At 73.7% G+C, this 26,546-nt stretch carries 24 protein-coding genes; 13 read left to right on the top strand and 11 right to left on the bottom strand.

The window, feature by feature from the left end; translation table 11 throughout:
* Positions 1–8: 8 nt before the first annotated feature.
* Positions 9–332: a hypothetical protein gene (locus H0H10_RS04925; protein WP_188179566.1), complete on the bottom strand. Its 324-nt coding sequence runs from the start codon at positions 330–332 to the stop codon at positions 9–11.
* A gap of 137 nt (positions 333–469) precedes the next feature.
* On the opposite strand from H0H10_RS04925, the gene H0H10_RS04930 reads away from it, so the two are divergent.
* A complete protein-coding gene (locus H0H10_RS04930) occupies positions 470–1,363 on the top strand; it encodes a fructosamine kinase family protein (RefSeq protein ID WP_188179567.1) in 894 nt (297 codons plus the stop codon).
* 9 nt (positions 1,364–1,372) lie between these two features.
* On the opposite strand, the gene H0H10_RS04935 is transcribed toward H0H10_RS04930, so the two are convergent.
* Complete coding sequence (locus tag H0H10_RS04935; RefSeq protein WP_188179568.1) at positions 1,373–3,031, bottom strand: catalase; 1,659 nt, start codon at positions 3,029–3,031, stop codon at positions 1,373–1,375.
* A gap of 210 nt (positions 3,032–3,241) precedes the next feature.
* Complete coding sequence (locus tag H0H10_RS04940) at positions 3,242–3,478, bottom strand: hypothetical protein (protein ID WP_188179569.1); 237 nt, start codon at positions 3,476–3,478, stop codon at positions 3,242–3,244.
* Positions 3,479–3,614: 136 nt separating this feature from the next.
* On the opposite strand from H0H10_RS04940, the gene H0H10_RS04945 reads away from it, so the two are divergent.
* The gene (locus H0H10_RS04945; protein WP_188179570.1) at positions 3,615–4,277 is read left to right on the top strand and encodes a TetR family transcriptional regulator; all 663 of its coding nucleotides are present in this window, start codon (positions 3,615–3,617) and stop codon (positions 4,275–4,277) included.
* A gap of 132 nt (positions 4,278–4,409) precedes the next feature.
* Positions 4,410–5,450, top strand: a complete 1,041-nt coding sequence (locus tag H0H10_RS04950) for an NAD(P)-dependent alcohol dehydrogenase (RefSeq protein WP_188179571.1) — start codon at positions 4,410–4,412, stop codon at positions 5,448–5,450.
* 143 nt (positions 5,451–5,593) lie between these two features.
* On the opposite strand, the gene H0H10_RS04955 is transcribed toward H0H10_RS04950, so the two are convergent.
* Complete coding sequence (locus tag H0H10_RS04955) at positions 5,594–7,129, bottom strand: helix-turn-helix domain-containing protein (protein ID WP_188179572.1); 1,536 nt, start codon at positions 7,127–7,129, stop codon at positions 5,594–5,596.
* Positions 7,130–7,293: 164 nt separating this feature from the next.
* Here H0H10_RS04955 and H0H10_RS04960 point away from each other — a divergent pair, with 164 nt between their 5' ends.
* The gene (locus H0H10_RS04960; RefSeq protein ID WP_188179573.1) at positions 7,294–7,914 is read left to right on the top strand and encodes an L-threonylcarbamoyladenylate synthase; all 621 of its coding nucleotides are present in this window, start codon (positions 7,294–7,296) and stop codon (positions 7,912–7,914) included.
* Between the two features lie 141 nt (positions 7,915–8,055).
* Positions 8,056–8,811, top strand: coding sequence for a dienelactone hydrolase family protein (locus tag H0H10_RS04965; RefSeq protein ID WP_188179574.1), 756 nt, complete (start codon positions 8,056–8,058; stop codon positions 8,809–8,811).
* A gap of 442 nt (positions 8,812–9,253) precedes the next feature.
* Here H0H10_RS04965 and H0H10_RS04970 read toward each other — a convergent pair whose 3' ends face one another.
* Positions 9,254–10,819 carry a glycoside hydrolase family 32 protein gene (locus H0H10_RS04970; RefSeq protein WP_188179575.1) on the bottom strand — a complete coding sequence of 522 codons (1,566 nt, stop codon included), beginning with the start codon at positions 10,817–10,819 and terminating at the stop codon, positions 9,254–9,256.
* 180 nt (positions 10,820–10,999) lie between these two features.
* On the opposite strand from H0H10_RS04970, the gene H0H10_RS04975 reads away from it, so the two are divergent.
* The 4 genes from H0H10_RS04975 to H0H10_RS04990 are packed head-to-tail and all read left to right on the top strand — an operon-like array spanning position 11,000 to position 15,676.
* Positions 11,000–12,409, top strand: coding sequence for an extracellular solute-binding protein (locus H0H10_RS04975; protein WP_188179576.1), 1,410 nt, complete (start codon positions 11,000–11,002; stop codon positions 12,407–12,409).
* Positions 12,406–13,371: a carbohydrate ABC transporter permease gene (locus H0H10_RS04980; RefSeq protein WP_188179577.1), complete on the top strand. Its 966-nt coding sequence runs from the start codon at positions 12,406–12,408 to the stop codon at positions 13,369–13,371. Before H0H10_RS04975 ends, H0H10_RS04980 begins: the two co-directional genes overlap by 4 nt.
* Positions 13,372–13,388: 17 nt before the next feature.
* Positions 13,389–14,243: a carbohydrate ABC transporter permease gene (locus H0H10_RS04985; RefSeq protein ID WP_188179578.1), complete on the top strand. Its 855-nt coding sequence runs from the start codon at positions 13,389–13,391 to the stop codon at positions 14,241–14,243.
* Complete coding sequence (locus H0H10_RS04990) at positions 14,240–15,676, top strand: glycoside hydrolase family 32 protein (RefSeq protein WP_188179579.1); 1,437 nt, start codon at positions 14,240–14,242, stop codon at positions 15,674–15,676. Before H0H10_RS04985 ends, H0H10_RS04990 begins: the two co-directional genes overlap by 4 nt.
* A gap of 310 nt (positions 15,677–15,986) precedes the next feature.
* On the opposite strand, the gene H0H10_RS04995 is transcribed toward H0H10_RS04990, so the two are convergent.
* Positions 15,987–17,051 (bottom strand): LacI family DNA-binding transcriptional regulator, encoded by a 1,065-nt coding sequence (locus H0H10_RS04995; RefSeq protein ID WP_188179580.1) that lies wholly within the window; start codon positions 17,049–17,051, stop codon positions 15,987–15,989.
* Positions 17,052–17,159: 108 nt separating this feature from the next.
* Here H0H10_RS04995 and H0H10_RS05000 point away from each other — a divergent pair, with 108 nt between their 5' ends.
* Positions 17,160–17,990 carry an aldo/keto reductase gene (locus H0H10_RS05000; RefSeq protein WP_188179581.1) on the top strand — a complete coding sequence of 277 codons (831 nt, stop codon included), beginning with the start codon at positions 17,160–17,162 and terminating at the stop codon, positions 17,988–17,990.
* A gap of 51 nt (positions 17,991–18,041) precedes the next feature.
* On the top strand, positions 18,042–18,722 hold the full coding sequence (locus tag H0H10_RS05005) for a DNA polymerase ligase N-terminal domain-containing protein (protein WP_188179582.1): 681 nt from the start codon (positions 18,042–18,044) through the stop codon (positions 18,720–18,722).
* A 21-nt stretch (positions 18,723–18,743) separates the two neighbouring features.
* On the opposite strand, the gene H0H10_RS05010 is transcribed toward H0H10_RS05005, so the two are convergent.
* The 4 genes from H0H10_RS05010 to H0H10_RS05025 all read right to left on the bottom strand — a co-directional run bounded on the left by H0H10_RS05010 (position 18,744) and on the right by H0H10_RS05025 (position 22,579).
* A complete protein-coding gene (locus tag H0H10_RS05010; protein ID WP_188179583.1) occupies positions 18,744–21,083 on the bottom strand; it encodes a SpoIIE family protein phosphatase in 2,340 nt (779 codons plus the stop codon).
* Positions 21,084–21,145: 62 nt separating this feature from the next.
* Positions 21,146–21,613, bottom strand: coding sequence for a peroxiredoxin (locus H0H10_RS05015; RefSeq protein ID WP_188179584.1), 468 nt, complete (start codon positions 21,611–21,613; stop codon positions 21,146–21,148).
* Complete coding sequence (locus tag H0H10_RS05020) at positions 21,610–21,768, bottom strand: hypothetical protein (protein WP_188179585.1); 159 nt, start codon at positions 21,766–21,768, stop codon at positions 21,610–21,612. Before H0H10_RS05020 ends, H0H10_RS05015 begins: the two co-directional genes overlap by 4 nt.
* 31 nt (positions 21,769–21,799) lie before the next feature.
* Entirely contained in the window at positions 21,800–22,579 is a 780-nt protein-coding gene (locus tag H0H10_RS05025; RefSeq protein WP_188179586.1) for an AraC family transcriptional regulator, read from the bottom strand.
* A 54-nt stretch (positions 22,580–22,633) separates the two neighbouring features.
* On the opposite strand from H0H10_RS05025, the gene H0H10_RS05030 reads away from it, so the two are divergent.
* Complete coding sequence (locus H0H10_RS05030) at positions 22,634–23,824, top strand: MFS transporter (RefSeq protein WP_188179587.1); 1,191 nt, start codon at positions 22,634–22,636, stop codon at positions 23,822–23,824.
* Between the two features lie 293 nt (positions 23,825–24,117).
* Here the strand turns inward: H0H10_RS05030 and H0H10_RS05035 are convergent, their stop codons facing one another.
* Entirely contained in the window at positions 24,118–24,774 is a 657-nt protein-coding gene (locus tag H0H10_RS05035; RefSeq protein ID WP_188179588.1) for a TetR/AcrR family transcriptional regulator, read from the bottom strand.
* Between the two features lie 230 nt (positions 24,775–25,004).
* Between H0H10_RS05035 and H0H10_RS05040 the strand changes: the two genes are divergently transcribed.
* Positions 25,005–26,459: an MFS transporter gene (locus H0H10_RS05040; RefSeq protein WP_188179589.1), complete on the top strand. Its 1,455-nt coding sequence runs from the start codon at positions 25,005–25,007 to the stop codon at positions 26,457–26,459.
* The last annotated feature ends 87 nt before the right edge of the window (positions 26,460–26,546 follow it).

Raw genomic sequence — 26,546 nt, forward strand, 5'->3', positions numbered from 1 at the left:
CCGCCGCGTCACCAGTGGCCGGTGGTGACGGGGGGCCGGCGGACGGCCTCCGCGGCGTCCCGCAGGTGCAGGGCCACGCTGATCAGGGCGCGCAGGGCGGAGGGGCGCAGGTTCTGGGCGCTCTCGGCGGCCAGCACCAGCAGACAGCCGGCGGCCTGCTCGACCACGGGGACGGAGAACTGGAAGTCGTCGCCGTCGGCGCCGCGGAAGGCGCGCCAGGCGGTGGCGGCACCGTCGATGGACCGCCGTACGGCTTGTTCCAGATGCTGGGCGGCCTGTGCGCACACGGGGGCCGGCAGGGTGATGGTGCGATGGAATGCTGAACTGGTCATAGTCCCACTGCTCCCCCGGAATCGGGGTGTTCCCTCGGCGTACGCGGCGATGTTCACCGGGTCGGCGGGACGCGGCCCCGCCCGGGGAACGACGAAGCCGGGCGAACGACGGTCGGTCCGGTCGTAGGGTGGTCGCCGTGCAGACGAATCCCCCGGCGGCATCGGACGGCACGGACGGCGAGGGCCCGGCGGCGGCCGCGGCCCGGCTCACCGGGCGGGCGGTGACCGGTGAGCGCAGGCTGTCCGGGGCGCTCACCGAGGTCACCCTCGACGACGGGCTCACGGTGATGGTCAAGCGCGGGGACGGCCCCGGGTCGGTGCGCGCCGAGGCGGCGGGGCTGCGCTGGCTGGCCGCGGCGGGTACGGTCCGGCTCCCCGCCCTGCACGGCGACGACGAGCACTGGCTGGTCGTCGACCTGGTGCCGCGGGGCCGGCCCACCGCCCGGGCGGCGGGCCGCTTCGGCCGCGACCTGGCCGCCCTGCACGCCGCCGGGGCGCCCGCGTTCGGCGCCCCGCCGCCCGGCGGCCCGGTGGACGCGTACATCGGGCGCGCCCCGATGCGCAACGTCCCGGGCGGCGACTGGCCGCGCTGGTACGCCGAGCACCGGGTGCTGCCCTATCTGCGCCGCGCGGTCGACGCCGGTACGGTCCAGCCCGCCGAAGCGGCCGACGTCGAGCGGATCTGCGAGCGGCTGCCCGGCCTGGCGGGGCCCGCGGAGCCGCCCGCCCGGCTGCACGGCGACCTGTGGAACGGCAACGTGCTGTGGGGCGGCGACGGTCAGGTACGGCTGATCGACCCGGCCGCGCACGGCGGGCACCGGGAGACCGACCTGGCGATGCTGCACCTGTTCGGCTGTCCCCATCTGGAGGCGGTCCTGGACGGTTACCAGCAGGTCGCGCCGCTCGCCGAGGGCTGGGCCGGCCGCGTCGGCCTGCACCAGCTCTTCCCGCTGCTGGTGCACGCCGTGCTGTTCGGCCGCGGCTACGCCGAGCAGGCGCTCACGGCCGCCCGGAGCGCCCTGTCCGTGTGACCGTTCGCCTCACCTGGTCACGACGTGCCGCTCGTCGGGGACGCAGTGCGTCATGGTCAGCCCCTCGACGTCCCTCGGCGGGTTGTTGCCGAGGTTCGCCAGCCGCTTGCGGTCCTCCTCGGTGAGGTCCTGGCTCGCCAGCGGCTCCAGGTGCGCCACGTCCTCGGGGCTGATCCCGAGGCCCTCGCCGACCCGCAGGCCGAGGTCGTTCTCGACCAGCAGGAAGTGCCACACCATGCGTTCCTGCACCGCCCGGTCGCACTGCGACAGCAGGTTCACGAAGTTCTTCACCAGGTCGTCGCGCTCCCACTGCTCCATCAGCAGGTAGCGCTGGCCGGCCTGCATGTAGTCGTTGGTGCGCGGGATGCGCTTGCGGGTGAGCCGGCCCCGGATCTCCGGTCCCTGCTCGTCGTGCGTGGGGTAGTGGGCCTCACGCAGGCTGCCGTCGGCGATCGACGGCTCATAGTTGACCGACGGGTTGTCTCCGCCGTCGACGTGATACGCCATCAGGCCGTCGCGCTGGTTGGTGTTGACGTGCGCGTTCTTGGCCTGGTTGACGGGCAGCTGGAGGTAGTTCGGGCCGACCCGGTAGCGCTGGGTGTCGCTGTAGGAGAACGTGCGGCCGACCAGCATCTTGTCGTCGGAGAAGTCCAGGCCGTCGACGAGGACGCCGGTGCCGAAGGAGATCTGCTCGTTCTCGGCGAAGAAGTTGTCCGGCATCCGGGTCAGCACCATCCGGCCCACCGGCTTCGGCGGGAAGTCCTGCTCGGGCCAGGTCTTGGTGTCGTCGAGCGGGTCGAAGTCCAGCTCGGGGTGGTCGTGGTCGTCCATCATCTGGACGAGCAGCTCCCACTCGGGGTGTTCGCCGCGCGCGATCGCCTCGTAGAGGTCCTTGGTGGCGTGGCCGAGCGAGTCGGCCTGGACGTTGGCCGCGTCCTCCTCGGTCATGCTGCGCACACCCAGCTTGGGCATCCAGTGGTACTTGACCAGCTTGGTCTCGCCCTCGGCGTTCACCCACTTGTAGGTGTTGACGCCGAAGCCCTGCATGTGGCGGTAGTCCGCCGGGATGCCGCGCGGGCTGAACAGGTTGACCAGCATGTGCATCGACTCCGGCGTCTGCGACATGAAGTCGAAGATGCGGCGGGGCTGCTGCTCGAAGGTCACCGGGTCGGGCTTGAGCGCGTGGATCACGTCCGGGAACTTGATCGCGTCCCGGATGAAGAAGACGCCGAGGTTGTTGCCGACTAGGTCCCAGTTGCCGTCCTCGGTGTAGAACTTCACCGCGAAGCCCCGGGGGTCGCGGGCGGCCTCGGAGGAGTCGCGTCCGCCGATGACGGTGGAGAACCTGACGGCCAGGTCGGTGCGCTTGCCCTCCTCCTGGAAGAGCTTCGCCCGGGTGTACCGCTCGATCGGCTCGTCGCCCCACTTGCCGTACGCCACGAAGCAGCCGTACGCCGTCACACCGCGGGCGTGCACCACGCGCTCGGGGATGCGTTCACGGTCGAAGTGGCTGATCTTCTCCAGGAACTGGTAGTTCTCCAGCGTGGCCGGTCCGCGGGCGCCGACCGTGCGCTGGTTCTGGTTGTCGTAGACGGGGTGCCCCTGCCGGTTCGTGAGCACCTTCCGCTCGTCGCCCGGAGCAGGGCCCTGGCTCGATACGTCCGTCATGGTGGTGGGCTCCTTCTACTCGTCGCTGCCCTCAGGCAAGGCCCTGAACTGCGAGGCGGCCGACGGCCGCGTATGCCGCCAAGCCCGGTACCCGCGCGACACGTGTCCGACACATACCGGTTTGCCCGCAAATGCGATGCGGCACGACGCGACGCGACGGGGCCCGGACACCGTCGCCGTCCGGGTGTCCGGGCCCCGCGCGAACCGCCGTCAGCCGCCGCTCAGCCGCGCGCGCAGGAGCTCCTTGCCCAGTTCGGCCCCCTTGCGGCTGTCCGCCTGGGCCTTGCGGAACAGCTCCGCCACCTCGTTGTCCTTGTCGCGTTCCGCGTCCTGGATGTACGTCTCCAGGCGCAGCGCGTTGCTCAGACACGACTCGACGTACCAGATCAGGTTGTAGTCCTTGTCCGGCGTACCGGTCACACCACCGGTCTCCGTGCCGCTGGTCATACGGTCCTCCTCCTGTTCACCGTCCTCGTTGCTCAGCAGCGGCCGGGTACCCGCCGCCCGGTGGGGCACACGGGGGCATGTCATGTCCCAGTGGGTCACATGTCCCAGTGGGACATCCCGGGTGTACGCTCACGGCATGACGGCAGTGAAGCCCCCCGCCGCCCCCGAGGACCGGCGGCAGCGCAAGGCACGGCGGACCCGCGACGCGCTGGCCGCCGCCGCCTGCGACCTGATCCTGGAGCGCGGTCCGGCGGCGACCACGGTGGAAGCCATCGCCGAACGCGCGGACGTCACACGCCGCACGTTCAGCCGGTACTTCGCCGGCAAGGAGGACGCCGCCCTCGACTTCGTCCGCCGCGACGGCGACCGCATCAACGCGCTGCTGCGCTCCCGCCCCGCCGACGAGCCGCCCCTGCTCGCCTACCGCAGGGCCGTGCGGGACTGGCTGGCCGACCGGGACGACCCCGCCTGGCACCTGCGTCCCCGGATGCGCCGGCTGCTGGCCCTCGCCGACCGTGAGCCGGACCTGTTCGCCGCCTACCAGCGCATCCGGGTCGACGCCCAGGAGGAGTCGATCCGCATCGTCGCCGGGCGGCTCGGCACCGACGCGGCCCGGGACGTGCGCCCGGCCGCCGTCGTCGACGCCGCCGCGGGAGTCCTCGTCGCCGCCCTGCGCGTCTGGGCGCGCGGCGGCGAGGACCCGGGAGCCGAAGACCTCGCCACCCTCGCGGAGCGGGCCTACGACGCCCTGACCTCGGAGGCCGCGGCCGCGACCCCCGACAGCACCACCGAAGAGTGAGAACAGCATGAGCACCAGCCCCCGCACCGACCACGCCACCGAGTTCTCCGGGCGTACCGCCCCGGTCACCGGCGCCTGCACCGCGGTCTGAGTCCCAGCCACCCACCGGGGGGAGAACGAAGGAGTACGACCATGAAGGCACTGCAGTACCGGACCATCGGGGCCCCGCCCGAGGTGGTCACCGTCCCGGACCCGGAACCCGGTCCCGGACAGGTGCTGTTGAAGGTGACCGCCGCCGGGGTGTGCCACTCCGACATCGCGGTGATGACCTGGCCCGCCGAGAGCTTCCCGTACGAGCTTCCGCTCACCCTGGGCCACGAGGGCGTCGGCACGGTGGCCGCGCTCGGCGCCGGTGCGACCGGTCTGCAGGAGGGCGACGCGGTCGCCGTGTACGGGCCCTGGGGCTGCGGCACCTGCGCCAAGTGCGCGCAGGGCAAGGAGAACTACTGCCTGCGCGCAGGCGGGCTGGGCATCCGCCCGCCCGGGCTCGGGCGGCCCGGGTCGATGGCCGAGTACCTGCTCGTCGACGACCCGCGGCACCTGGTCCCGCTGGACGGCCTGGACCCGGTCGCGGCCGTGCCGCTGACGGACGCGGGGCTGACGCCGTACCACGCGATCAAACGGTCGCTGCCCAAGCTCGTGCCCGGGTCGACCGCGGTGGTCATCGGCGCCGGAGGTCTCGGTCACGTGGCCGTCCAGCTGCTGCGCGCCCTGTCGCCCGCCCGGGTCGTCGCCCTCGACGTCGCCCAGGACAAGCTGCGCCTCGCCCGTGAGGTCGGCGCGCACGAGACGGTCCTGTCGGACGCGAGGGCCGCGGCCACGGTGCGCGAGCTCACCGGCGGGCTCGGCGCCGAGGCGGTGTTCGACTTCGTCGGCGTGGAGCCGACCGTGCGGACCGCCGGCGCCGTGGTGGCCGTGGAAGGGGACGTCACGATCGTCGGCATCGGAGGGGCCGCCCTGCCCGTCGGCTTCGGCCTGCTGCCGTTCGCGGCCTCGGTCAGCGCGCCGTACTGGGGCAGCCGCAGCGAGCTGACGGAGGTGCTGGCGCTGGCCCGCTCGGGTGCCGTGTCGGTGCACACCGAGACGTACTCCCTGGCGGACGCCCCGCTCGCCTACGAACGGCTCCACAAGGGGAAGATCAACGGGCGTGCGGTGATCCTCCCGGGCGGCTGACGCGGGCAGCCCGGTCCCCGGCGGCGGCCGCACGGGGCGCGACCGGTCCCCCGTTCCGGTCGTGCCCCCGCGGCCCGTTGAACCTACGTGGACCGCTCGGCGCTTGTGAATCGTGTCGATGCCCGCCTGGGCGGCCCGAGGACTCACCCGTGCACAGGTGCGTCCGGATGGCCCGGATTCGTCCCGCACAGGCGAGGCACATCGAGGTCGCCCACCGCAAGATGGGCGAGCACCACCTCGTACAGATCGCCGCCGCCGGTGAGCAGCTGGCGTTCGAGGACCGGTTCCGCGCCACGGATGTGGTCGCGCACGGTCTGGGCGTGGATGCCCAGCGTCTGCGCGGCCCGTTCGGCGTTGCCGCCGACGGCGATCCAGGTGCGCAGGGTGCGCCGCAGGTCCCGGGTGTCGGTGTCGAGCCGGCCGAGCAGGTCGCCGGCCCAGGTGCGCAGCGCCGGCCCGGCCAGCAGACCGGCGAGGCCGGTGCGACCCGGCCGCTCCGCCCCGCCGTCGGCGGGTTGCTGCCGTAGGCCGGCCTCGGTGTTCAGGGCGAGGTGGACGGCGGCGCGCACGGTCAGGTCGGTGAAGTCCGTGCGCAGCAGGCCCTCGACGCGGTCCATGCGGGCGCGGACGGTGTTGCGGCTCACACCGAGGACCTTCGCCGTGTTGACGGCGGTGAACTCCAGGCCGAGCCGGGTGGTCGCGAGCAGTTCGGCGCGGGTGTGGTGCGGCAGGGTGTCCAGCGGGCGCAGCACCCGGACCGTCCAGCGGTACAGCTCCGCCGGATCCATCAGACGCTCGGGGCGGGTCCGCTCGGCGTACGCGGCCGCCTTCTCCGGGCGGAACCGGGCGACGGCCAGGGCGCTCACCGCCTGCCCGTACGCGATGGCGGTCCGGGCGAGACCCTCCCGGGCGCTGCCGCCGAGGAAGGTGCCGGGAAGCCGCTCCACCAGCGACCGCAGCGCCTCGCCCGCGGCCCCGCACGGGCTGAGGACGATCACGTGTCCGTCCATGGCCGGGCACCGCACGACCAGTGCGCGTTCGCCGGTCGCCGCCAGACACTCCTCGGCCACCCGGTCGCGTTCCTCGGGGCTGCTCTCCACCACGTAGACGCACGCCGTGTCGGTGTCGAGCAGTCCCGGCCACAGTCCCGCGGCCACGCGGCGCGCGGAGACGGTGTCCTCGACCATCAGCAGTTGCAGGATGGCCAGCCGCAGATCGGCGGTCGCCCGGCGCAGCCGCTGTCCGGCCGCGGTCGACTCGTCGCCGGCCAGCAGCAGTTCCACCACCTGGGCGGTGTGGGTGACGATGTCGAAGGCGCGCCGGTCGAAGGGCTCCCCGCGGGACACGGCGAGGACGGCGGCCGGTGCCGGATGGACGCGTTCCACCCGGACCAGGCGCAGATGCCGACCGCGGTCCTCGCACGCGGCGGAGGCGATCCGGCCGGCGGTGATGTCCGCGACCAGGCCCTCGTCCAGCGGTGTGCGGGTGCCGGCCAGGAGCCGGCCGGTGCCGCCGTCCTGCAGCGACACGGTCGCGTGCACGGCCCCGGCGAGCCAGGTCACGACCCGGTGTACGTCGCGTCCGGCCGGCCGCAGGTGGTCGAGCAGTTCCTCGGCCCACCGCGCGTCCCCGCCGGCCCCGGCCCCGTGCCGCCGTCTCCTGTCCTCTCGGCCCGCCACGTCGCCCTTCTCCTCGTCCTCGCCTCGTCCCGGCCCAGTTCGGGGACGTTACCCCATGGGACCATGGGGCGCCGGGACACCTTCCACGGCGGCGGCCCCGGCCGGAGTACGCCGTACGCCCCGGCCTGCGCGGCCGGTGCGCGCCCGCGGCATAAGCTCGGCGGATGGCGAAGTACTTCGACGTGCACCCCGACAACCCCCAGCCGCGCAGCATCGCCCAGGTCGCCGAGAGCGTCCGCTCGGGCGCGCTCATCGCGTACCCGACGGACTCCTGTTACGCCCTGGGCTGCCGGCTGGGCAGCCGCGACGGCGTCGACCGCATCCGGTCGATCCGCCACCTGGACGACCGCCACCACTTCACCCTGGTGTGCCAGGACTTCTCGCAGCTCGGTCAGTTCGTGAGGATCGACAACGACGTGTTCCGGGCGCTCAAGGCGTCGACGCCCGGCAGCTACACGTTCATCCTGCCGGCGACGCGGGAGGTGCCGCGCATGCTCCAGCACCCGAAGAAGAAGACGGTCGGCGTGCGCATCCCCGACCACGTCGTCGCCCAGGCGCTGCTCGCCGAACTCGGTGAGCCGCTGCTGTCCAGCACGCTGCTGCTGCCCGGCGAGGACGAGCCGATGACCCAGGGCTGGGAGATCAAGGACCGGCTCGACCACGTGCTGGACGCGGTGGTCGACTCCGGGGACTGCGGCACCGAGCCGACCACGGTCGTCGACTTCTCCAGTGGCGAGGCGGAGATCGTACGGCGGGGCGCGGGCGACACGACGCGGTTCGAGTGAGGGGTGTCCCTGCCCACGTCGGGGCGGGCCCTTCCGGCGGGGGCGGGTACCTCGCCCCCGGCCCCGGCGTGCCACGATGAGCATGATCCGCCCGTGCCCCGCGGGCCGTCCGCCGACATCCGAACGGGAGGCAGCCCCGCCATGACCGCCGTACAGGGAACCGCCGTCGACATCCCCACCGCCGACGGCACGGCCGACGCCTATCTGACGCACCCCGGTGACGGGAACCCGCATCCCGCGGTCCTGCTCTACATGGACGCCTTCGGCCCGCGTCCGCAGCTGCGGGCCATGGCCGACCGGCTCGCCGGCGCCGGATACACCGTCCTGGTGCCCAACGTCTTCTACCGGCACGGACGGGCGCCGGTCGTGGAGCTGCCGGAGTTCATCGACCCTGGGGCGCGCCCGGAGATCTTCGAGCGCCTCGGCCCGATCATGCGGTCGCTGACGACGGACCTGGCGATGCGGGACGCGGACGCCTACCTGCGGTGGCTGGCGGACTGCCCGGCGGCGGCCGACGGCCCGGTCGCGCTGACCGGCTACTGCATGGGCGCCCGGCTGGCGCTGTTCACCGCCGGCACCTACCCGGACCGGGTCGCGGCGGCGGCCGGCTTCCACGGCGGGCGGCTGGCGACCGAGGACCCCGACAGCCCGCACCTGCTGGCCGACCGCGTCACCGCCGAGCTGTACTTCGGCCACGCCGACCAGGACGCGTCGATGCCACCGGAGCAGCAGGAGCGCCTGGAGGCGGCCCTGACGGCGGCGGGCGTCCGCCACCGCTGCGAGGTCTACACCGGCGCGCACCACGGCTACACCCAGGCCGACACCGCCGCGTACGACCGGGACGCGAGCGAGCGGCACTGGGCGGCCCTGCTGGACCTGCTGAAGCGGACCTTCTGAGGCGGACCTTCTCATGCGGACGCCGGCCCGCGGGCCGGTGCGGGGGCGCCCCGGGCGGCCCCGGTGAACCCCGCGTCACACCGGCGCCGCGTCCCCGCCGGCGGCCCGACCGACCGCGCTCGCCCGCGCCTCGGCGCGGCGCTCGTGTGCGCCGGTCGGGCGGCGCCCGGCGCACACCGCCCAACCCGCCCGCCGTACGGGCCCGGCGCGGCCGAGGGCATCGGCCGTCTCCCCGGGCCACGGATGCAGACCGGTCGAGGGCCGGGTGCCGGTCCCGCAGGTCCGGCCTCCCCGCCGGCTGCTCCGCCGTGCGCTCCGCCCGGGCCCTGTCCGTCGTCGGGCGCGCTGCGTCGGCCGCTGGTGCCGCGCATGCCGGCTCCGTCGGAGATCGTGACGGCGTTCGCCGGGCGTGGCGGCGGATGCCCGGTGCGGCGTACCGGCGTCAGAGGGTGAACTCCCGTACGACGGTGTTGCGGAACACCGCCCGGCCGCCCACCGTGAACAGCGCGAGGCCGGTGTCGATGAGGTACGGGAAGACCTCCGCCGAGTGCGTGCAGCGGCCGTCGTCGACGAACATCTCGACGGACGTGCGGTCGACCAGGATGCGCAGCCGCACCGTGCGGGCGGACGGGTCGAACGGACTGTGGCTCTCCTGCCACTTCCCGCTGACGTCGGGGTTCGCCGCGCCCCGGCGGTTGACGAAGGCGTAGTCGCCGTACACGCCGGCGTCGATGTGCCGGCTGCCGTCGCCGGAGCGGCGCAACTGGACGCCCGCGCCGGTCAGCTGGTCCCAGGTGATCTCGCAGGACAGCTCGTAGGCGGTGCCCGTGTAGTCCAGCACCCGGGTGCCGTCGACCGTCAGGTCGCCGAGGCGGACGGTGCGGGAGACGTGGTCGTCCAGGGCGGTCACCGGCTGCGAGGCCAGGTAGCACGTGCCGGACGCGGTCCGCTTCAGGCGGATCTCGCGGACGATCGAGTCGGTGCCGTTGAAGCCGTCCGTGTCGATGGTGGGCGTGACGTCGGCGTAGTCCCAGTTGTTCAGCCAGCCCATCGCGTAACGGACGTCCGGGTCGACGGTGCCGTCGGGCCGGTGCCGGTCGAAGGTGACGGCGCCGTACCAGTCGAAACCGTGGTCGAGCCACTGGGGCTCGGCGGCGTCGGGGGTGAAGGCGTCGCCGTGGAAGGTGCCCGTCCAGTAGGCGTAGGTGTTCGGCAGCCCGGCGGCCTTGCCGTTGGCGCTCACTCCGAGCACCCACTTGGCCGTGCCGTCCGCCGCGGTGATGCGGAACAGGTCGGGGCACTCCAGCACGCCGAGGCCCTCCCTGGTGAAGCCGCCGGCGTAGGTCCAGCGCTTGAGGTCGGCGGAGTGGTAGAAGCCGACCTTGGTGCCCTCGGCGAGCGCCATGGCCCACCTTCCGCGTTCCTCGTCGCGGATCACCTTGGGATCGCGGAAGTCGCGCACGCCGGGGTTGGCAAGGACCGGGTCGGTGCCGTGGTGGGTGAAGGTCCGGCCGCCGTCGGTGGAGTAGTACAGGTACTGCGCCTGGGACGTGGGGCCGTCGTCGGGGGACATGGTGGCGAGCACGACGACCGCACCCTTGCCGAAGCCCGCGGTGCCCTCGGTGTCCACCACCGCCGACCCCGACCACACGTCGCCGTTGGGGGTGGTGTCCTTCGGCACGGCGATGCCCCGGTCCGTGAAGGACACCAGGTCGGTGCTGGAGGCCAGGCGCCAGGCAGTGCCCGCCATGGTGCCGCCCGCGAAGTAGTCGGGGTTGTACAGGTAGAAGTAGCGGTACTCGCCGTCGATCCAGACCGGGCGCTGCGGGTCGTTCTTCCACTGGTCGGGGACCGTGAAGTGGTAGGCGGCGCGGTAGCGGGCGCATCCGGTGTCCCGCTTCGGCCGGGGCCGGCCCGGCGCCGCGGCGGCCGGCCCGGTGGGCAGCACCGCGGCCGCGGCACCGACGGCCGACCCGGCGAACAGGGCTCTCCTGGACAGTCCACGCATCACACATCGTTCCTCTCGTCGACGGGGATTCGAGAGCGGCTCGGAACGGCGGCTCATGTGGAACCAGGACTGTAGACCTAACTCGTTAAAGGTCAAGCGGTTCCGACCCCTTGACACTCCGTCGCCGCGTTCACATCATCTGGACGTCAGCCCAGAACTAACACGAGTTAGGCCCGCCCGATGACCGACTCGCACCTCACCCGCCGGACGCTGTTGCGCTACGGCGCCTACGGCGCGGGGGCCGCCGCCCTGGGCGGCACCGCCGCGAGCTGGGACCGGCTCACCGGAGCCGACATCCCCGGCCGCGACGACGGCTCCCTCGTCGTCGCCACCCTCGGCTCCGCCTTCGACCCGGCCGCCGTACGCGCCCTGCGCGAGGGCTTCCGCGAACTGCACCCCGACATCCCGCTCAGGGTGAACGCCGTACAGGCCGTCGACTGGTCGGACTTCTTCGCGAAGATCCTCACTCAGATCGCCGCGGGCACCGCCCCCGACCTGGTCTACGTCGCCACGGAGGGGGTGCAGCTCTTCGCCCGGCGCCTCGGGGTGCCGCTCGACCGCTGGGTGCGGCGGGACGCGGACGAGCTGCGCGAGTACTTCGCCGACGTCCACCCCTCGCTGGTGGAGTCGATGATGTACGAGGGGAGCCTCCACCAGCTGCCGGTGGAGTTCAACGCCGCCGACATGTACCTCAACCGGCAGGTCCTGCGCCGGGCGGGCGCCGACGTCCCGCCGCCCGACTGGACCCGGGACGACTTCACCGCGCTGCTGCGCCGGATGAAGCGGTCGAGCGACGCGCACTTCACGCCGTACTTCTGGACCAACCGGCTGTGGGGCGGCGTGATGCCCTGGCTGTTCGCGAACGACACCAACCTGCTCGCCGAGTCGAAGGCGCCCGGCGGCTCCTGGCTGTGGGACACCTTCTACCCGGCCGGCCGGCGGCGCGGGCGCGGCGGCGGCTTCCGCTGGACCACCCCGCAGGCCACCGAAGACCGGGTGGTGGAGGCGTACGAGTATCTGGCCTCCCTCGTCCGGGAGGACCTGTGCACCCGCCCCGAGGGCGGCAACGGCAGCAACCTCGTCGGCGTGTTCTCCACCGGCCGGGTCGGCGTCACCCCCGCGGGCGGCTTCTGGGCGGGCGGCCTGCATCTGGCGGGCATGGACCCGGACGGCTACGACGTGCAGTACTTCCCGCGCCGGCTCACCCAGCGGCACCAGTTCGGGGCGGCCGGCTACGCGATGCTGCGCACCTCGAAGATGCAGGACGCGGCCTGGGAGTTCATCAAGTACGCAGCCCGCAAGGACACCCTGACCCGCCTGTTCCGGAGCAACCAGACCACCCCGGCCCGCCGTTCGATGCTGACCGAGTCCCGCTACCGGGAGACCGGCCCGGCGAACTGGCGGGTCTTCTACGACACCCTCGACCGGTTCCCCGACACGGGCCCGATCCCGGCACCCCCGCAGGTGGCAGAGGTCGAGCAGGTGCTGCTCAAGCACACCGGCGCCGCCCTGTCCTCGCCGCGTGCGGTGCGCCCCGCCCTGCGCCGGATGCAGGGCGACCTGGAGAAAGCCATGGAGCGTGAGATATGACGGACACCCAGGTCCCGGACACGCAGGTGCCGGCCGCACGACCCCGGTCCGCAGCCCCGCCCGCCGCAGTGCCTCCTCCCCCGGCCCGCGACCGCGGCACCCGCCTGCTCGCCACGCTCTTCCTCGCGCCGACGATCGTCGGCATCGTCGTGTTCACGGTCCTGCCGATCGTCGGCTCGGTGGTGCTCAGCCTCTTCCGCTGGGACGTGATCGACTCGCCCTCGTTCGCCGGGGCGGCCAACTACGGCGAGGTGTTCGGCGACGAGACCGTGCTGGTCTCCTTCCGCAACACGCTGGTGTTCATGGTGTTCGCGGTCGCCCTGCAACTGCTGATCGCGCTGACGCTGGCGCTGGCGGTGAACGGCCGGATGCCGGTGTGGCTGCGGTCGGTGTTCCGCTCGGCCTTCTTCTTCCCGCTGGTGCTGTCCGCCGCGTCCATCTCGGTGGTGATGAAGTACCTGTTCAACCAGGACTTCGGAGTGGTCAACTGGCTGCTCGGCCTGGTCGGGATCGCCCCGGTGCCCTGGCTGACGTCGGAGAACGCGGCGATGGCGACGGTCGTCCTCGTCTACGTCTGGCAGCAGTTCGGCTTCTCGTTCCTGCTGTTCGTCGGCGGCCTGAACAACATCCCCAAGGAGATCCACGAGGCCGCATCCCTGGACGGGGCGACCGGTCTGCGCAAGCACCTGTCGGTCACGCTGCCCCTGCTGTCGCCCACCCTGCTCGTCGCGTCGGTGGTCGGCATCATCAACGCGCTCCAGGTCTTCGAGCAGCCCTACGTCCTGACCAACGGCGGCCCCGGCGACTCCACCCGCACCGTCGTGATGGTCATCTACGAGACCGCCTTCGAACAGCTCCGCTTCGGCGAGGCGTCCGCCGTGGGCGTGCTGCTGTTCGTGCTCATCATGGCGGTCACCGCCCTCCAGTTCCGGCTCAGCCGGCGTTTCGTCCACTACCAGTGAGCCGGGTGACTGCCCCCATGAGCCAAGCGACCACGACCTTCAGCCGCGTACGGTACGGACTCGCGCCCTGGGCGCGGATCGCCGGGCTCGCCGTGTGCGCCCTGCTGACCCTCGGCCCGGTGGTGTGGACGGTGTCCACCTCGCTGCGCACCCCGGCCGAGGCGTTCGACCTGCCGCCGCGGATCATCCCGGCCGACCCCTCGGCCGACGCCTACCGCGGGGTTTTCGACCAGCTCGACGTCTGGCTGCTCGCCCTCAACTCCACCCTGGTGACCGCCCTGATCGCGGTTGGCCAGATGATCACCGCGGGGCTCGCCGGATACGCCTTCGCGCGTCTGGAGTTCCGCTTCAAGAAGCCGCTGTTCGCGCTGGTGCTGGCGACCATGATGGTGCCGTTGCAGGTCACCGTCGTGCCGGTGTTCCTGGTGCTGAAGTCGATGAGCCTGACCGACACCCTGCTCGGGCTGATCGTCCCGGCCTTCCCCACCGCCTTCGGCACGTTCCTGATGCGCCAGTACTTCCTGGGCATGCCGAAGGACCTGGGCGAGGCGGCGATGCTGGACGGCGCCGGTCCGTGGCGGACCTTCCGGTCCGTGTACGCGCCGCTCGCCGCGCCCGGCCTCGCGATCGTCGGCGTCCTGGCCTTCAACTACCACTGGAACGAGTTCTTCCGCCCGCTGATCCTCGAGACCTCCAGCCAGAACTACACGCTGCCGCTGGGCCTGGTCTCCCTCCAGGGCAATCTCGGCACCGGGTCGGTGTCCGTGGTCCTGGCCGGTGTCGTGCTGTCCATGATCCCCGCCGTCGCCGTGTTCGTCGTCGGCCAGCGCCCTCTCCGCGAGGGCATCACCTCCGCAGGAGTCAACCGTTGAGCCTCGCCGCTCCCCCGCGGGATCCGCACGCCCCGCGCTTCCGGGTCCGCCCGCCCGCCAACTGGATCAACGACCCCAACGGTCCCTTCCGCTGGCGGGGCCGGTACCACCTCTTCTACCAGCACAATCCGCACGCCCCGGTGCACGCCGACATCCACTGGGGGCATGTGTCCAGCGCGGACCTCGCCCACTGGGAGCACCACCCGATCGCGCTCGCTCCGACGCCCGGCGGTCCGGACGAGGCGGGGTGCTGGTCGGGGTGCGTGGTGGACGACGGGGGCGTGCCGACCGCCGTGTACACGGGTATCGACCGTGACCACGCCGGTCTCGGCACGATCTGCCTGGCGCGGGCGGCCGACCCGGACGACCTCTCGCTGGCCGAGTGGCGGACGCTGCCCGCGCCCGTGGTGGGCGGGCCGCCGCCCGGCCTGGACGTGGTGATGTTCCGCGATCCGTTCGTCTTCCGGCACGGCGGCCGGCGCTGGGCGCTGGTCGGCGCCGGTCATGCCGACGGCACGCCCTCGGTCCTGCTGTACGACTGCGGCGACCTGTCCCACTGGCGGTTCGCCGGCGTGCTCCTCGACGGCACCGACCCCGTCGCCGCCGGCGCCTTCGGCGACCGCGCGGTGGGCTGGGAGTGCCCCCAGCTCTACGCGACGCGGAACGGCGAGTGGGTGCTGGTGGTCTCGCTGTGGGACGCGGATCCCTGGACGACTGGCTACCTGACGGGCCGCCTGACCTCCACTGAGGAAGGCGGGTTGCGCTTCACCGCCCGGCACGCCGGACCGCTCGACCACGGGCGGGACTTCTACGCGCCCGCCGTGCTCCAGGAGGCCGACCGGACCCTGCTGTGGGGCTGGTCGTGGGAGGCCCGTACGGCGGGCGAGACCGAGCGCGCCGGGTGGGCCGGCGTCCTCACCGCGCCCCGGGTCGTCGACGTCCACACCGACGGATCGCTGAGGGTCGCCCCCGCTCCGGAGCTGGAACTGCTGCGCGCCCCCGAGCCGTTCGTGGCCGCCCCGGGCCGGGCTGCGCTCCCGGAGGCGTACGACCTGACGGTCACGGCACGCGCCCGAACCACCCTGAGCCTGCTGCGGTCCGCCTCCGGCGCGGAGCTGAGGGTGTGCGTCGACCCGCAGGAAGGCACCGTGACCCTCGACCGCGGCGGATGGCCCCGGACCGGGGCCGAGGGCACGGCGCCGGTCGTGGTGCGGGCGCCGCGGGCCACGAAGCCCGGGGTCCGGCAGTCGCGGGAGACGGAGTTGGAGGTCCGGGTGCTCGTGGACGGCTCGCTCTACGAGGTGTTCGTCGCCGACCGGGCCACGGTCACCGAGCGGGTCTACCGCCGGCCCGACGACGTGGCGCAGCTGGTCGTGGCAGGGCCCGACGCCGACGTCGGCGGGTGGGCCCTGGCCCCACCGGCACACGGCTGACCACCGGACGATCAACCCGGCACACAAGGACCGCCCGGCGTGAGGCGGACGCCGGCCCCGCCGCGGCACCGCCGACCAACGGGCAGGCGATCCGGCGACACGGACCATCCGATGTGCCGACCCCGCACCCCACGACGTCACCGCACCAGTCGTCACCGGGCCGGTAACCGTGTCAACGAGCGGACGCCGGACCCACCGACGCGCCGCCGGCCACCGGGCGGGCGATCCGGCGTACGAGGGCCATCCCGATGGGCCGGTCGCCGCAGTCGACCGCGGGCCGAGCCGGTCGTCGCCGGGGTGGGTACGCCCGTCAGGGGGTGGGCGCCGGGGCCACCGACGCGCGGCCGACCATCGGGCAGGCGATCCGGCGGACGGTGGCGGGCGGGGTCCGTCCGGTCTCGATCGCGTCGAGGAGCAGGCGCGCGGCGGCCTCGCCCATCGCCCGGTGCGGCAGCGCGATCGTGGTCAGGGGCGGGGCGAGGAAGGCGGCCATGTGCTCCTGGTCGTCGTAGCCGACCACCGACAGCTCCTCGGGGACGGCGATCCCGAGCCGGGTCGCGGCGTGCAGGACGCCCGCCGCGACCCGGTCGTTGTAGCAGAAGACGCCGGTGGGACGCCGCTCGGCGGGCCCGGAGCCGAGCAGCCGCAGCGCGCCTTCGTGGCCGCCGGAGATCTCGCCGCCGGTCCGTACGACCCACTCCCTGGGGACGGTGACGCCCTCGGCGCGCAGGGCGTCCCGGAACCCGCGCAGCCGTTCGGCCGAGGCGATGTCGTCCAGCCCGCCCACCACGGCGACGCGGCGGTGCCCGGCGTCCAGGAGCAGCCGGGCGGCGGTGCGCCCTCCGGCGCGTTCGGCGGGGACGACGGCGGGCAGGGAGCCGTCCTCGGGCAGGCAGTTCGCCAGGACGGCGTGGGTGCGGTGCAGGCCCTCGGGGACGCGGACCCGGCGCAGCGACATCGCGGCGTAGACGATGCCGTCGACGCGCCGGTCGAGGAGTTCGGCGACGGCCGCGTCCTCCTTGGCCGGATCGCCTCCGGAGTCGACGGTGAGCACCAGGTGCCCGCTGCCCCAGGCGGTCTCCATGGCCCCGCGCAGCAGCCGGCCCGCGAACGGCGAGGAGGCGATCTCGTCGGTGACCAGGCCGATCACGGCCGTACGGCGGCGGCGCAGGCCGCGGGCGACGGGGTCGGGGCGGTAGCCGAGCTGCTCGGCGGCCTGCCGGATGCGCTCCTGGGTGGCGGGCGAGAGGTTGCCCTCGGCCCGGCCGTTGAACACGAAGGAGACCGCGGTGTGCGACACCCCGGCGAGCCGGGCGACATCCCGTGACGTGGGACGTACCGGTCCCCTCGTGCGCTTCTCCTCGGCGCTGTCCATGGCGTCCGCCGTCCTCGTCCCCGCCCCGTCAGGTTGATCAAGGCTCACCCTATCCATGACGCTGGACGCACGGCACACAGTGCACCCGCTCAAGGGAAAGGTCCCCCGGTGATCAGCATCCCGACGCACACGCTCAACGACGGCACGGCGCTTCCCGCCCTGGGCCTGGGCACCTGGCCGCTGGACGACACCGCGGCCGAGCAGGCGGTCCGCACGGCCCTGGAGGCGGGCTACCGCCTGATCGACACGGCGGCGAACTACCGCAACGAGACCGGCGTGGGCCGCGGTGTGGCCGGCGGCGGTGTCCCCCGCGAGGAGATCGTGGTGACGACCAAGCTGCCCGGCCGGCACCACGGCTACGAGGAGACCCTCGCCTCCTTCGAGGAGTCCCGCGGCAGGCTCGGCCTGGACTACGTCGACCTGTACCTCATCCACTGGCCGCTGCCCCGCGTCGACAAGTACGTCGACTCCTGGAAGGCCATGGTCAAGCTGCGCGAGGAGGGGCTGGTGCGGTCGATCGGCGTCTCCAACTTCACCGCGGCGCACATCGAGCGGCTGGAGAAGGAGACCGGCGTGCTGCCCTCCGTCAACCAGATCGAGCTGCACCCGCTGCTCCCGCAGGACGAGCTGCGCGCCTTCCACGAGCGCAAGGGCATCCGCACCGAGAGCTGGAGCCCGCTGGGCCACGGCAGCGACCTGCTGGCCGACCCGGCCGTCGCCTCGGTCGCCGAGGCGCACGGTGTGACGCCCGCCCAGGTGGTGCTGCGCTGGCACACGCAGCTCGGCGCGGTCCCGATCCCGAAGTCGGCGGACCGGGGACGGCAGCGCGCCAACCTCGACGTGTTCGGCTTCACGCTGGACGACGCCCAGATGAGCGCCGTCGCCGACCGCTCCCGCCGGCGGATCGGCGGGGACCCTGAGGTGCACGAGGAGTTCTGAGCGGGGTACCCGGCACCGGTCGGCGCACGCCCCGCGGGAAGGAGCACGCACGTGGGTGAGGGGAACCGGCTGCGGGACTACCGCGGCAAGCGCGACTTCGGCCGGACCGGGGAGCCCGAGGGCGGCCACGGGGAGCCCGAGGGCGGCCACGGGGAGCCCGAGGGCGGCCACACGGCGCCCTCCGGGGCCGGGGAGCCCCGTTTCGTCGTGCAGATCCACGACGCGAGCACCCTGCACTTCGACTTCCGGCTGCAGGTGGCCGACGTGCTGAAGTCCTGGTCGGTGCCGAAGGGACCGTCGGCGGACCCGGGCGACAAGCGGCTCGCGGTGCCGACCGAGGACCATCCTCTGGAGTACGAGGAGTTCGAGGGAGTGATCCCGCGCGGCGAGTACGGGGGCGGCACGGTGATCGTCTGGGACCGCGGCACCTACGAGCCGTTGAGCCACGACCGCAGGGGCCGGCCGGTCGACTTCGCCGAGTCGCTGGAACACGGTCACGCCAGGTTCCGGCTCAGCGGCTCGAAGCTGCACGGCGAGTACGCCCTGACCCGGTTCCGCGGCGGGCGGGACGGGGACGACGAGGAGGCGTGGCTCCTGGTGAAGACGGTCGGCAAAGGGGCCCGGGGACACGGCACGCCCGACCCCCGCCGGGCGCGTTCGGCCCGCACCGGCCGCACGCTGGGCCAGGTCGCCGCGGACGCCGGGGAGGGCGGGGACGGCACCGGGGAGTGACGGCCCCCGGCCGATCGCCGGTCACCGTGAGGGGAGCGGCTGTTCGGCCCAGATCGTCTTGCCGCAGCCGGTCTGACGGGTGCCCCAGCGCTGGGTGAGCTGGGCGACGAGCAGCAGTCCCCGGCCTCCCTCGTCGAAGGCGTGGGCCCGGCGCAGGTGCGGTGAGGTGGAACTGCCGTCGGACACCTCGCAGATGAGGGTGCGGTCGCGGATGAGACGCAGCTGGATGGGCGGCCCTCCGTACCGGATCGCGTTGGTGACCAGCTCGCTGACGACGAGTTCGGTGACGAACGCCTCCTCGCTCAGCCCCCAGGCCGTCAGCTGTTCCACGGCGGACTGCCGGGTGGTGGCGACCTCCGCGGTGTCCGGGAGGACGTCCCAGGTGGCGACCTGGTCCGCGCCCAGCACCCGGGTGCGGCCCAGGAGCAGTACCACGTCGTCGCTGGGCTCCTCCGGCATCACGGCCTTGAGCACGACGTCGCAGAGGGCGTCGAGCGAGGCCGCGGGCGCCGTCAGCGCGCGCCGCAGTTCCGTCGTGGCGTGGTCGACGTCGCCGTCGCGGTCCTCGACGAGGCCGTCGGTGTAGAGGGCGACGACGGAGCCCTCGGGCAGGTGCATCCGCGTCGCCTCGAAGGGCAGGCCGCCGACGCCGAGGGGCGGCCCGGCGGTCATCGGGACGAGCCGTGTGGTGCCGTCGGGCAGGAGCAGTGCGGGCGCGGGGTGGCCGGCGGCGGCCAGGTCGAGCCGGCGGGTGACGGGGTCGTAGACGGCGTAGAGGCAGGTGGCGCCCAGTTCCGCGATCTCGTCGCCGCTCTCGTCGCCCGCCAGGTGGGTGACGAGGTCGTCGAGGTGGGTGAGGAGTTCGTCGGGCGGCAGGTCCACGTCGGCGAGGGTGCGCACGGCCGTGCACAGCCGGCCCATGGTCGCCGTGGAGGGGATGCCGTGGCCGACGACGTCGCCGACGACGAGGGCGACCCGGCTGCCCGACAGCGGGATCACGTCGAACCAGTCGCCGCCGATGCCGGCCGCCGACCCGGAGGGCAGGTAGCGGTGGGCCACCTCGACCGCCGACTGTCCGGGCAGGCCCCTGGGCAGGAGGCTGTGCTGCAGCTCCAGCGCGGTGCCGCGTTCGCGGGCGAAGCGGCGCGCGTTGTCGATGCTCACGGCGGCCCGGCCGACGAGTTCCTCGGCCAGGACCGCGTCGTCGGCGGCGTACGGTGCCTGGGGCCTGATCCGGTCTGCCACCGCGACCCCGAGGGTGGTGCCGCGCGCCCGCAGCGGCACCGCGAGCATCGAGCAGATGGCCTCCCGGTAGCGGCGGTTGTGCGGGGCCTGTACGTCGCGTATCCGCATCCACTGTGCGAATTCCGGGTCGCCCGGGCCGCTGATCACCACGCGTCCCTCCCTGAGCGCGCGGGCCGGTGCGGCGCACGGCGGGTACACGTCGGTTCCGCCCAGGGGCAGGGGGGCGGTGGGAAAGCCCTCGGTGGCGAAGGCGTGGGCGACCCGGCGCAGCTCGATGTCCTCGGTCGGCACCGAGAGGGGTTCGTCCGTGCCCAGGACCCAGTCGAGCAGGTCCACGGTGGCGAAGTCGGCGAACCGGGGCACGAGGATCTCGACGAGTTCCTCGGCCGTGCGCACGACGTCGAGGGTGGTGCCGATGGCCGCGGCGGAGTTCAGCAGGGCCAGCCGCTCCCGGGCCCGGTGCTGCTCGGTGCTCTCCAGTGCCGCCATGGCGACGGCGGCGACCCTGCCGTGCGCGTCGCGGACCGGCCACATCTCGACGGTCCAGGCGTGCTGCCGGGTTCCGGACGGTGCGTGGGTGAAGCTCTCGTACTGGACGGGCCGCCCCGTCTCGGCCACCTGCCGCAGGTGGCCGAGGAACGCGGGGACGTCGTCGTCGATGTTCTCCAGGGTGTCCGGCAGGTACCGTCCGATCAGGTCCCTCGCCGGCACGCCCGCCGTGCGGCAGGCGGTGTCGTTGACCCGCACGTAGTGCAGTCCGGCGTCGAGGACGGACATGGACAGGGACGCCTGCTCGAAGACCTCGCCGGTCAGGACCAGCTCCGGTTCGACGGGGGGCCCTGCGCTCACCGCGTACGCCGTCGGTGCACCGTCCGCGCCCAGCAGCGGGCACGCCCGCAGGTACAGGGTCACGGCGGTGCCGTCACGGTGCCGGACGACGGCGGTGCCCGCCAGGGCCGACAGGGCCCCGGGCGGCACGTCCTCGGCGAGCAGCTCCCGCACGTCCCGTCCCACGACCTCCTCGGCCGGGTGTCCCGTCAGCCGCCGGGCGCCCTCGCTCCACCCCGTCACCGTGCCGTGTGCATCGACGATCGCCGCAGCGGAGGCGTGCTCCATGTCGTCCAGGATCATCCCATTACGACGCGGTATCAACCGGGGCGGATCGTGAGGTGGTGCGGTCAGGCGCGGTGGGCCCGCAGCGCGGCGAGGGCGCGGTCGGCGTGCGCGGCCATCCGCAGCTCGCTGCGGACGACGTCGAGGACCGTGCGGTCCTGCCCGATGACGAAGGTGACCCGCTTGGTGGGGGCCAGGGAGAACCCCCGCCGCACACCGAACCGCTCGCGGACGGTGCCGTCGGCGTCGGACAGCAGCGGCATGCCGAGCCCGTGGCGTCCGGCGAACTCCCGCTGCCGTTCGACGGGGTCGCCGCTGATGCCCACGGGCCGGGCGCCGACCGCGGCGAACTCGGCGGCGAGATCGCGGAAGTGACAGGCCTCCGCGGTGCAGCCGGGCGTCAGGGCGGCCGGGTAGAAGAACAGCACGACCGGACCGTCGGCGAGCAGCTCCGACAGGCGGCGCGGGGTGCCGGTCTCGTCCGGCAGCGAGAAGTCGCCGACGGTGTCGCCGACGGCGGGCCGCCCCGTCACGCCCGGTCCCCGCTGTTTCCGGCGCCGGCCGTCTTCAGGGTGGCGGGGAACACCCCGGGGAAGGCCCTCGCGGCCGGTGCGGGGGTCCGCCGGCTGCGCGGCACGATCGCGTCGAACGTGCCTGGCCGGGCGGGTGAGCGTTCGGAACGGGACACGGTTCCTCCTCCGGGGGCCTGCCGCGCGATATTACTCGACGGTATGGGCGGTGGGCGGACCGGACCGGCCAGGGCGGTTGTGGGCGCCGGGGGTGTAGCCGAACGAGCGGCGGAACACGTCGATGAAGGCGCTGGCGGAGGACCAGCCGCAGCGGTGGGCGACGGTGGTGACGGGCGTGTCGTCGGCCAGCATGCGCAGCGCGTGGTAGAGGCGCGACTGGGTGCGCCACTGAGGGAAGGTCATGCCGAACTCGCGCCGGAAGAGGCGGCTGAGCGTGCGCTCGCCGGTCCCGGTGGCGGCGCCGAGCGCGGCGAGGGTGCGGGTGTCGGCGGGGTCGGCGTGGACGAGTTCGCAGACGGCCGCCAGCCGGGGGTCGGTGGGGGTGGGCAGGCGCAGTGGCTGCTGGGGGGAGGCGCGCAGCTGGTCGCGGAGCACGGCGAGCAGGCGGCGGCGTTCGGGGCCCGGGTCGTCGGGGTCGCGGGTGTAGGCGAGGATCAGCTCGCGCAGCAGCGGGCCGACCGCGAGGACGACGGGGGTGTCGAGGCCGAGCGGGTTGTCGTCCGCGGGCAGGCCGACCAGGTGCAGGTCGAGGCGGCCGTGGGCGCGGTGGGCGTGCACGGTGCCCGCGGGGACCCAGATGGCGCGGGTGCCGGGCGCGAACCAGGTACCGGCGTCGGTGGTGACGGCCACGACGCCGGAACCGGCGTAGACGATCTGGTGGTCGTCGTGCCGGTGGGCGTCGATGCGCTGACCGGCGGCCAGGTGCTGGGCGCGGGTGGGGGCCGTCGGGGTGTGGCGGATGTTCGGCACAGGTCGGCAGATTATCGAAAGCGGGCCAGGTGCGGCGGGGCCGACGATCGACGGGTGACCGCGCATCGCCATCGGACCATCGTCCTGTTGTCCCTCGGGCACGCCTGCGTCGACGTCCACCAGGGAGCCGTGGCCGCCCTGGTGCCGTACTTCGTCGCCGAGCGCGCCTACTCCTACGCCGCCGCCTCGGGCGTCGTCCTGGCCGCCTCGCTGCTGTCGTCGCTGGTGCAGCCGTTGTTCGGGGCGCTCACCGACCGGTGGGCGCTGCCGTGGCTGCTGCCGCTGAGCGCGCTGGCCGGCGGTGCCGGGGTCGCCCTCGGCGGCGTCACCGGCTCGTACCCGCTCACCCTGGCGGCGGTCGCCGTGACCGGGATCGGGGTCGCCGCGTACCACCCGGAGGCCGCCCGTGCGGCGCGCGAGGCCGCGCGGGGCAGCCATACCGCGATGGGGTGGTTCTCCCTCGGCGGCAACGTCGGCTTCGCGCTGGCGCCGCCGCTGGTCTGGGCCGTCGTCGCCACCGGTGGCCTCGGCGCCTCTCCCCTGCTGGCCGTGCCGGCCGTCGTCGGGGCGGCCCTGTGCGCGGCGGCGGTGCGGTCGGCCCGTGCGGCGCGGGTCCCGGACGGCCCCGCGGCGGTACCGGCCGGGGCCGACGACTGGGCTTCCTTCCTCCGGCTCACCGGCGCCGTCGTCTGCCGGTCGGTGGTCTTCACCGGCCTGAGCACGTTCGTCTCGTTGTACGTGCGCGAGCGGACCGGGGGCGGTGACGCGGCGGGCACGGCCGCGCTGTTCGTGCTCTACGCGGGCGGCGCGGTGGGGACGGTGGCCGGCGGCAGGCTCGCCGACCGCTACGGGCGGCTGACGGTGGTGCGGCGTTCCTACGTCCTGACGGTGTTCGCCGTCGCCGGGGTCCTCCTCGTGCCCGGACCGGTGGTGTACCTGTTCGTGGCCCTGACCTCGGCGGGGCTGTACGTGCCCTTCTCCCTGCACATCACGCTGGGCCAGGACTTCCTGCCCCGGCGTGTCGGTACGGCGAGCGGGGTCACGCTGGGGCTGACCGTGAGCGTGGGCGGGATCGCCGCCCCGGCCCTGGGCGCGCTCGCCGACGTCACGTCGCTGCAGATCGCCCTGCTGCCGCTGGTGGCGCTGCCGGCGGCGGGCCGCCTGCTGCTGCGGGGGCTGCGCGAGCCGGGCCGGTCCCCGTCGCCCGCCGCTGCTCCGGCCGAGCGCGGCCCGGGCGTGCGGTGAAAGTCCGTCACGCGGTACCGGCCGTCCGGCGGCAGCCGGTCGCCGGTCCCGTGGGCGAGCGGCTTCGGCGACGGCACCCGGGTCGCCCTCGGCTCCAGGAAGACGTCCCGGCGGTCAAGCGCACCGCCGCCGCGTCACGCGGGGTGGACGTCGAGGAGGGCGTGGTAGCGGAGACCGTCGCCACCGAGGACACCGTGACCCGGATCCGTCTCGCCCGCTGACGGTCCACGGTCCGGCACGGCGGGGCGACCGCACCCTTCACCGGCGCCCCGCCCACCGTTTCCCGGCGCCCGTCACGCCCCGCCCCGGGGGGTGACGGGCGCCAGCCACATGCCCACGATCGCGTCGACCAGCCCGTCCGCGGCCTCCTGCCAACTGGCGCGCGGAGTGGGACGCCCCTCGGCGAGGGCACGCTCCCGCTCGGCCGCCGTGTGCACGATGAGATGGCGGGCCATGTCGCCCCGCTCGGCGCGGACCTCGGCGGGCAGTGCGGGCATGCACCGGTTGCGTCCCGCGACGATCTCGCGCAGCGACACGGAGGCGCGGGACTCGTCGACCATGATCTGCCGCAGTGCGGGGTCGGTCATGACCTGGGCGCAGAATCGCGCGTACCAGGTGGGGCTGCCGAGCGCGGCCAGGTGGTCGAACTGCGGCCGCACCAGGCAGTCCACCCAGTCGCGCAGGTCCGTCGAGTCGCCGAGGGCGGCGAGCTGCCGGGCCCGCAGCTCCTCGACCCGCTCCGAGTGCCGCTGGGCGATGGCCCGGACGAGGTCGGACTTCGTGCCGAAGTGGTAGCCGACCGCGGCGTTGTTGCCCTGTCCCGCGGCCTCGCTGACCTGGCGGTTGGACACCGCGTACACGCCGTGCTCGGCGAACAGCCGCTCGGCCGTGGTCAGGATCAGCTGCCGGGTCGCGCCGGCCTGCTCCGTCCGTACCGTCCTGCCCGCCATGCCTACCACCGCGCCGGGACTTTCCTTACGGCCCGCGACGGCCAGTCCCTCGAGTCGTCGCAGGTCCGCCGCCATGCGGCACCTTCTCCGAGGAGCTTACGCAACGCCCGCCCGGGGATGCCGCACAGGCCCTGGTGAGCGTGACCGCTCCCCGGCCCTTAGGATACGTCAAGCGACTGACTTAAATGTTTGCGCACTCGGATTCGCGCTCTCCCTCGGAAGGCTGCTCCATGCCCGCTTCCCCCACCGTGCCACGGCCGAACGCCGTGGTGGCGGTACTTGCCCTGGCCGGGATCGTCGTCTCGCTGATGCAGACCCTGGTCATCCCGATCGTCCCGGAGCTCCCGGAGCTTTTGGACGCGCCGGCGTCGGACGCGGCGTGGGCGGTCACCGCCACACTGCTCGCCGCGGCCGTGGCCACCCCGGTCGTCGGCCGGCTCGGCGACATGGTCGGCAAGCGGCGGATGCTGCTGCTGAGCCTGGTGCTGCTGATCGCCGGCTCGGCGCTGTGCGGGCTGAGCGACACCCTGGTCCCGATGATCGCCGGCCGCGCCCTGCAGGGGCTGTCCGCCGCCGTGATCCCGCTGGGCATCAGCATCATGCGCGACGAACTGCCGGCCGAGCGGCTGGCCGGCGCCACCGCCCTGATGAGCGCGTCGCTGGGAGTGGGCGGCGCGCTCGGTCTGCCCGCCGCCGCGCTGATCGCGGACAACCTCGACTGGCACATGCTGTTCTGGCTCTCCGGCGCCCTCGGCGCCGTCGCCGTGGTGCTGGTCCTGGTGCTCGTGCCCGAGTCGGCGGTGCGCACCGGCGGCCGCTTCGACGTGCCCGGCGGCGTCGGCATGGCGGCCGGCCTGGTGTGCCTGCTGCTGGCGATCTCCAAGGGCGCCGACTGGGGCTGGACCGGCGGCACGACCCTCGGCCTGTTCGCGGCGGCCGTGGTGATCCTGCTGGTGTGGGGCTGGTGGGAGCTGCGCACCCCGCAGCCGCTGGTGGACCTGCGCACCACCGCCCGCCGTCAGGTGCTGTTCACCAACCTGGCGTCCATCGCGATCGGCTTCTCGATGTTCGCGATGTCCCTCGTGCTTCCGCAGCTCCTTCAGTTGCCTGAGGCCACCGGTTACGGCCTCGGCCGGTCCCTGCTGACCGCCGGCCTGGTCATGGCACCGTCCGGTCTGGTGATGATGGCGTTCGCCCCGGTCTCCGCCAAGGTCTCCCGGGCCAAGGGCCCGAAGGTGACCCTGATGATCGGCGCCCTGATCGTCGCGGCGGGCTACGGGCTGAACATCCTGCTGATGGCCGAGGTCTGGCAGCTCGTGCTGGCCTCCTGCGTCATCAGTGCGGGCATCGGCTTCACCTACGGCGCGATGCCGGCCCTGATCATGGGTGCGGTACCGGCGAGCGAGACGGCCGCCGCGAACAGCCTCAACACCCTCATGCGCTCCATCGGCACGTCGCTCGCCAGTGCGCTCGCGGGCGTGGTCCTGGCCCAGATGACCATCAGCCTCGGCGGCTTCGCCCTGCCGTCCGAGAACGCCTTCAAGGTGGTCATGGGCATCGGTGCGGGCGCGGCCCTGCTCGCCCTCGTGATCGCCTCCTTCATCCCGCGGCGCCATCCCGCCGCCGGGACGGCGCACACGGTCCCGGCCGGCGGGGTCGGGGCGGAGACCGCCCCGGCCCGCTGACGGCGACGGCGCCGGCCCCGCCCCGGGGACCGGCGCCGATCAGGCGAACCTGGCGGGCAGGCCGCGTGACGGCACACGGGCGCGTCG

Source organism: Streptomyces griseicoloratus (genome assembly GCF_014534645.1).
Classification (GTDB): Bacteria; Actinomycetota; Actinomycetes; order Streptomycetales; family Streptomycetaceae; genus Streptomyces; species Streptomyces griseicoloratus.

What these genes read in the sequence shown, in the direction of transcription:
- H0H10_RS04925 (WP_188179566.1), bottom strand. Translation starts at nt 332, where the DNA reads ATGACCAGTTCAGCATTCCATCGCACCATCACCCTGCCGGCCCCCGTG.
- H0H10_RS04935 (WP_188179568.1), bottom strand. Translation starts at nt 3,031, where the DNA reads ATGACGGACGTATCGAGCCAGGGCCCTGCTCCGGGCGACGAGCGGAAG.
- H0H10_RS04940 (WP_188179569.1), bottom strand. Translation starts at nt 3,478, where the DNA reads ATGACCAGCGGCACGGAGACCGGTGGTGTGACCGGTACGCCGGACAAG.
- H0H10_RS04945 (WP_188179570.1), top strand. Translation starts at nt 3,615, where the DNA reads ATGACGGCAGTGAAGCCCCCCGCCGCCCCCGAGGACCGGCGGCAGCGC.
- H0H10_RS04950 (WP_188179571.1), top strand. Translation starts at nt 4,410, where the DNA reads ATGAAGGCACTGCAGTACCGGACCATCGGGGCCCCGCCCGAGGTGGTC.
- H0H10_RS04960 (WP_188179573.1), top strand. Translation starts at nt 7,294, where the DNA reads ATGGCGAAGTACTTCGACGTGCACCCCGACAACCCCCAGCCGCGCAGC.
- H0H10_RS04965 (WP_188179574.1), top strand. Translation starts at nt 8,056, where the DNA reads ATGACCGCCGTACAGGGAACCGCCGTCGACATCCCCACCGCCGACGGC.
- H0H10_RS04970 (WP_188179575.1), bottom strand. Translation starts at nt 10,819, where the DNA reads ATGCGTGGACTGTCCAGGAGAGCCCTGTTCGCCGGGTCGGCCGTCGGT.
- H0H10_RS04975 (WP_188179576.1), top strand. Translation starts at nt 11,000, where the DNA reads ATGACCGACTCGCACCTCACCCGCCGGACGCTGTTGCGCTACGGCGCC.
- H0H10_RS04980 (WP_188179577.1), top strand. Translation starts at nt 12,406, where the DNA reads ATGACGGACACCCAGGTCCCGGACACGCAGGTGCCGGCCGCACGACCC.
- H0H10_RS04985 (WP_188179578.1), top strand. Translation starts at nt 13,389, where the DNA reads ATGAGCCAAGCGACCACGACCTTCAGCCGCGTACGGTACGGACTCGCG.
- H0H10_RS04995 (WP_188179580.1), bottom strand. Translation starts at nt 17,051, where the DNA reads ATGGACAGCGCCGAGGAGAAGCGCACGAGGGGACCGGTACGTCCCACG.
- H0H10_RS05010 (WP_188179583.1), bottom strand. Translation starts at nt 21,083, where the DNA reads ATGGAGCACGCCTCCGCTGCGGCGATCGTCGATGCACACGGCACGGTG.
- H0H10_RS05035 (WP_188179588.1), bottom strand. Translation starts at nt 24,774, where the DNA reads ATGGCGGGCAGGACGGTACGGACGGAGCAGGCCGGCGCGACCCGGCAG.
- H0H10_RS05040 (WP_188179589.1), top strand. Translation starts at nt 25,005, where the DNA reads ATGCCCGCTTCCCCCACCGTGCCACGGCCGAACGCCGTGGTGGCGGTA.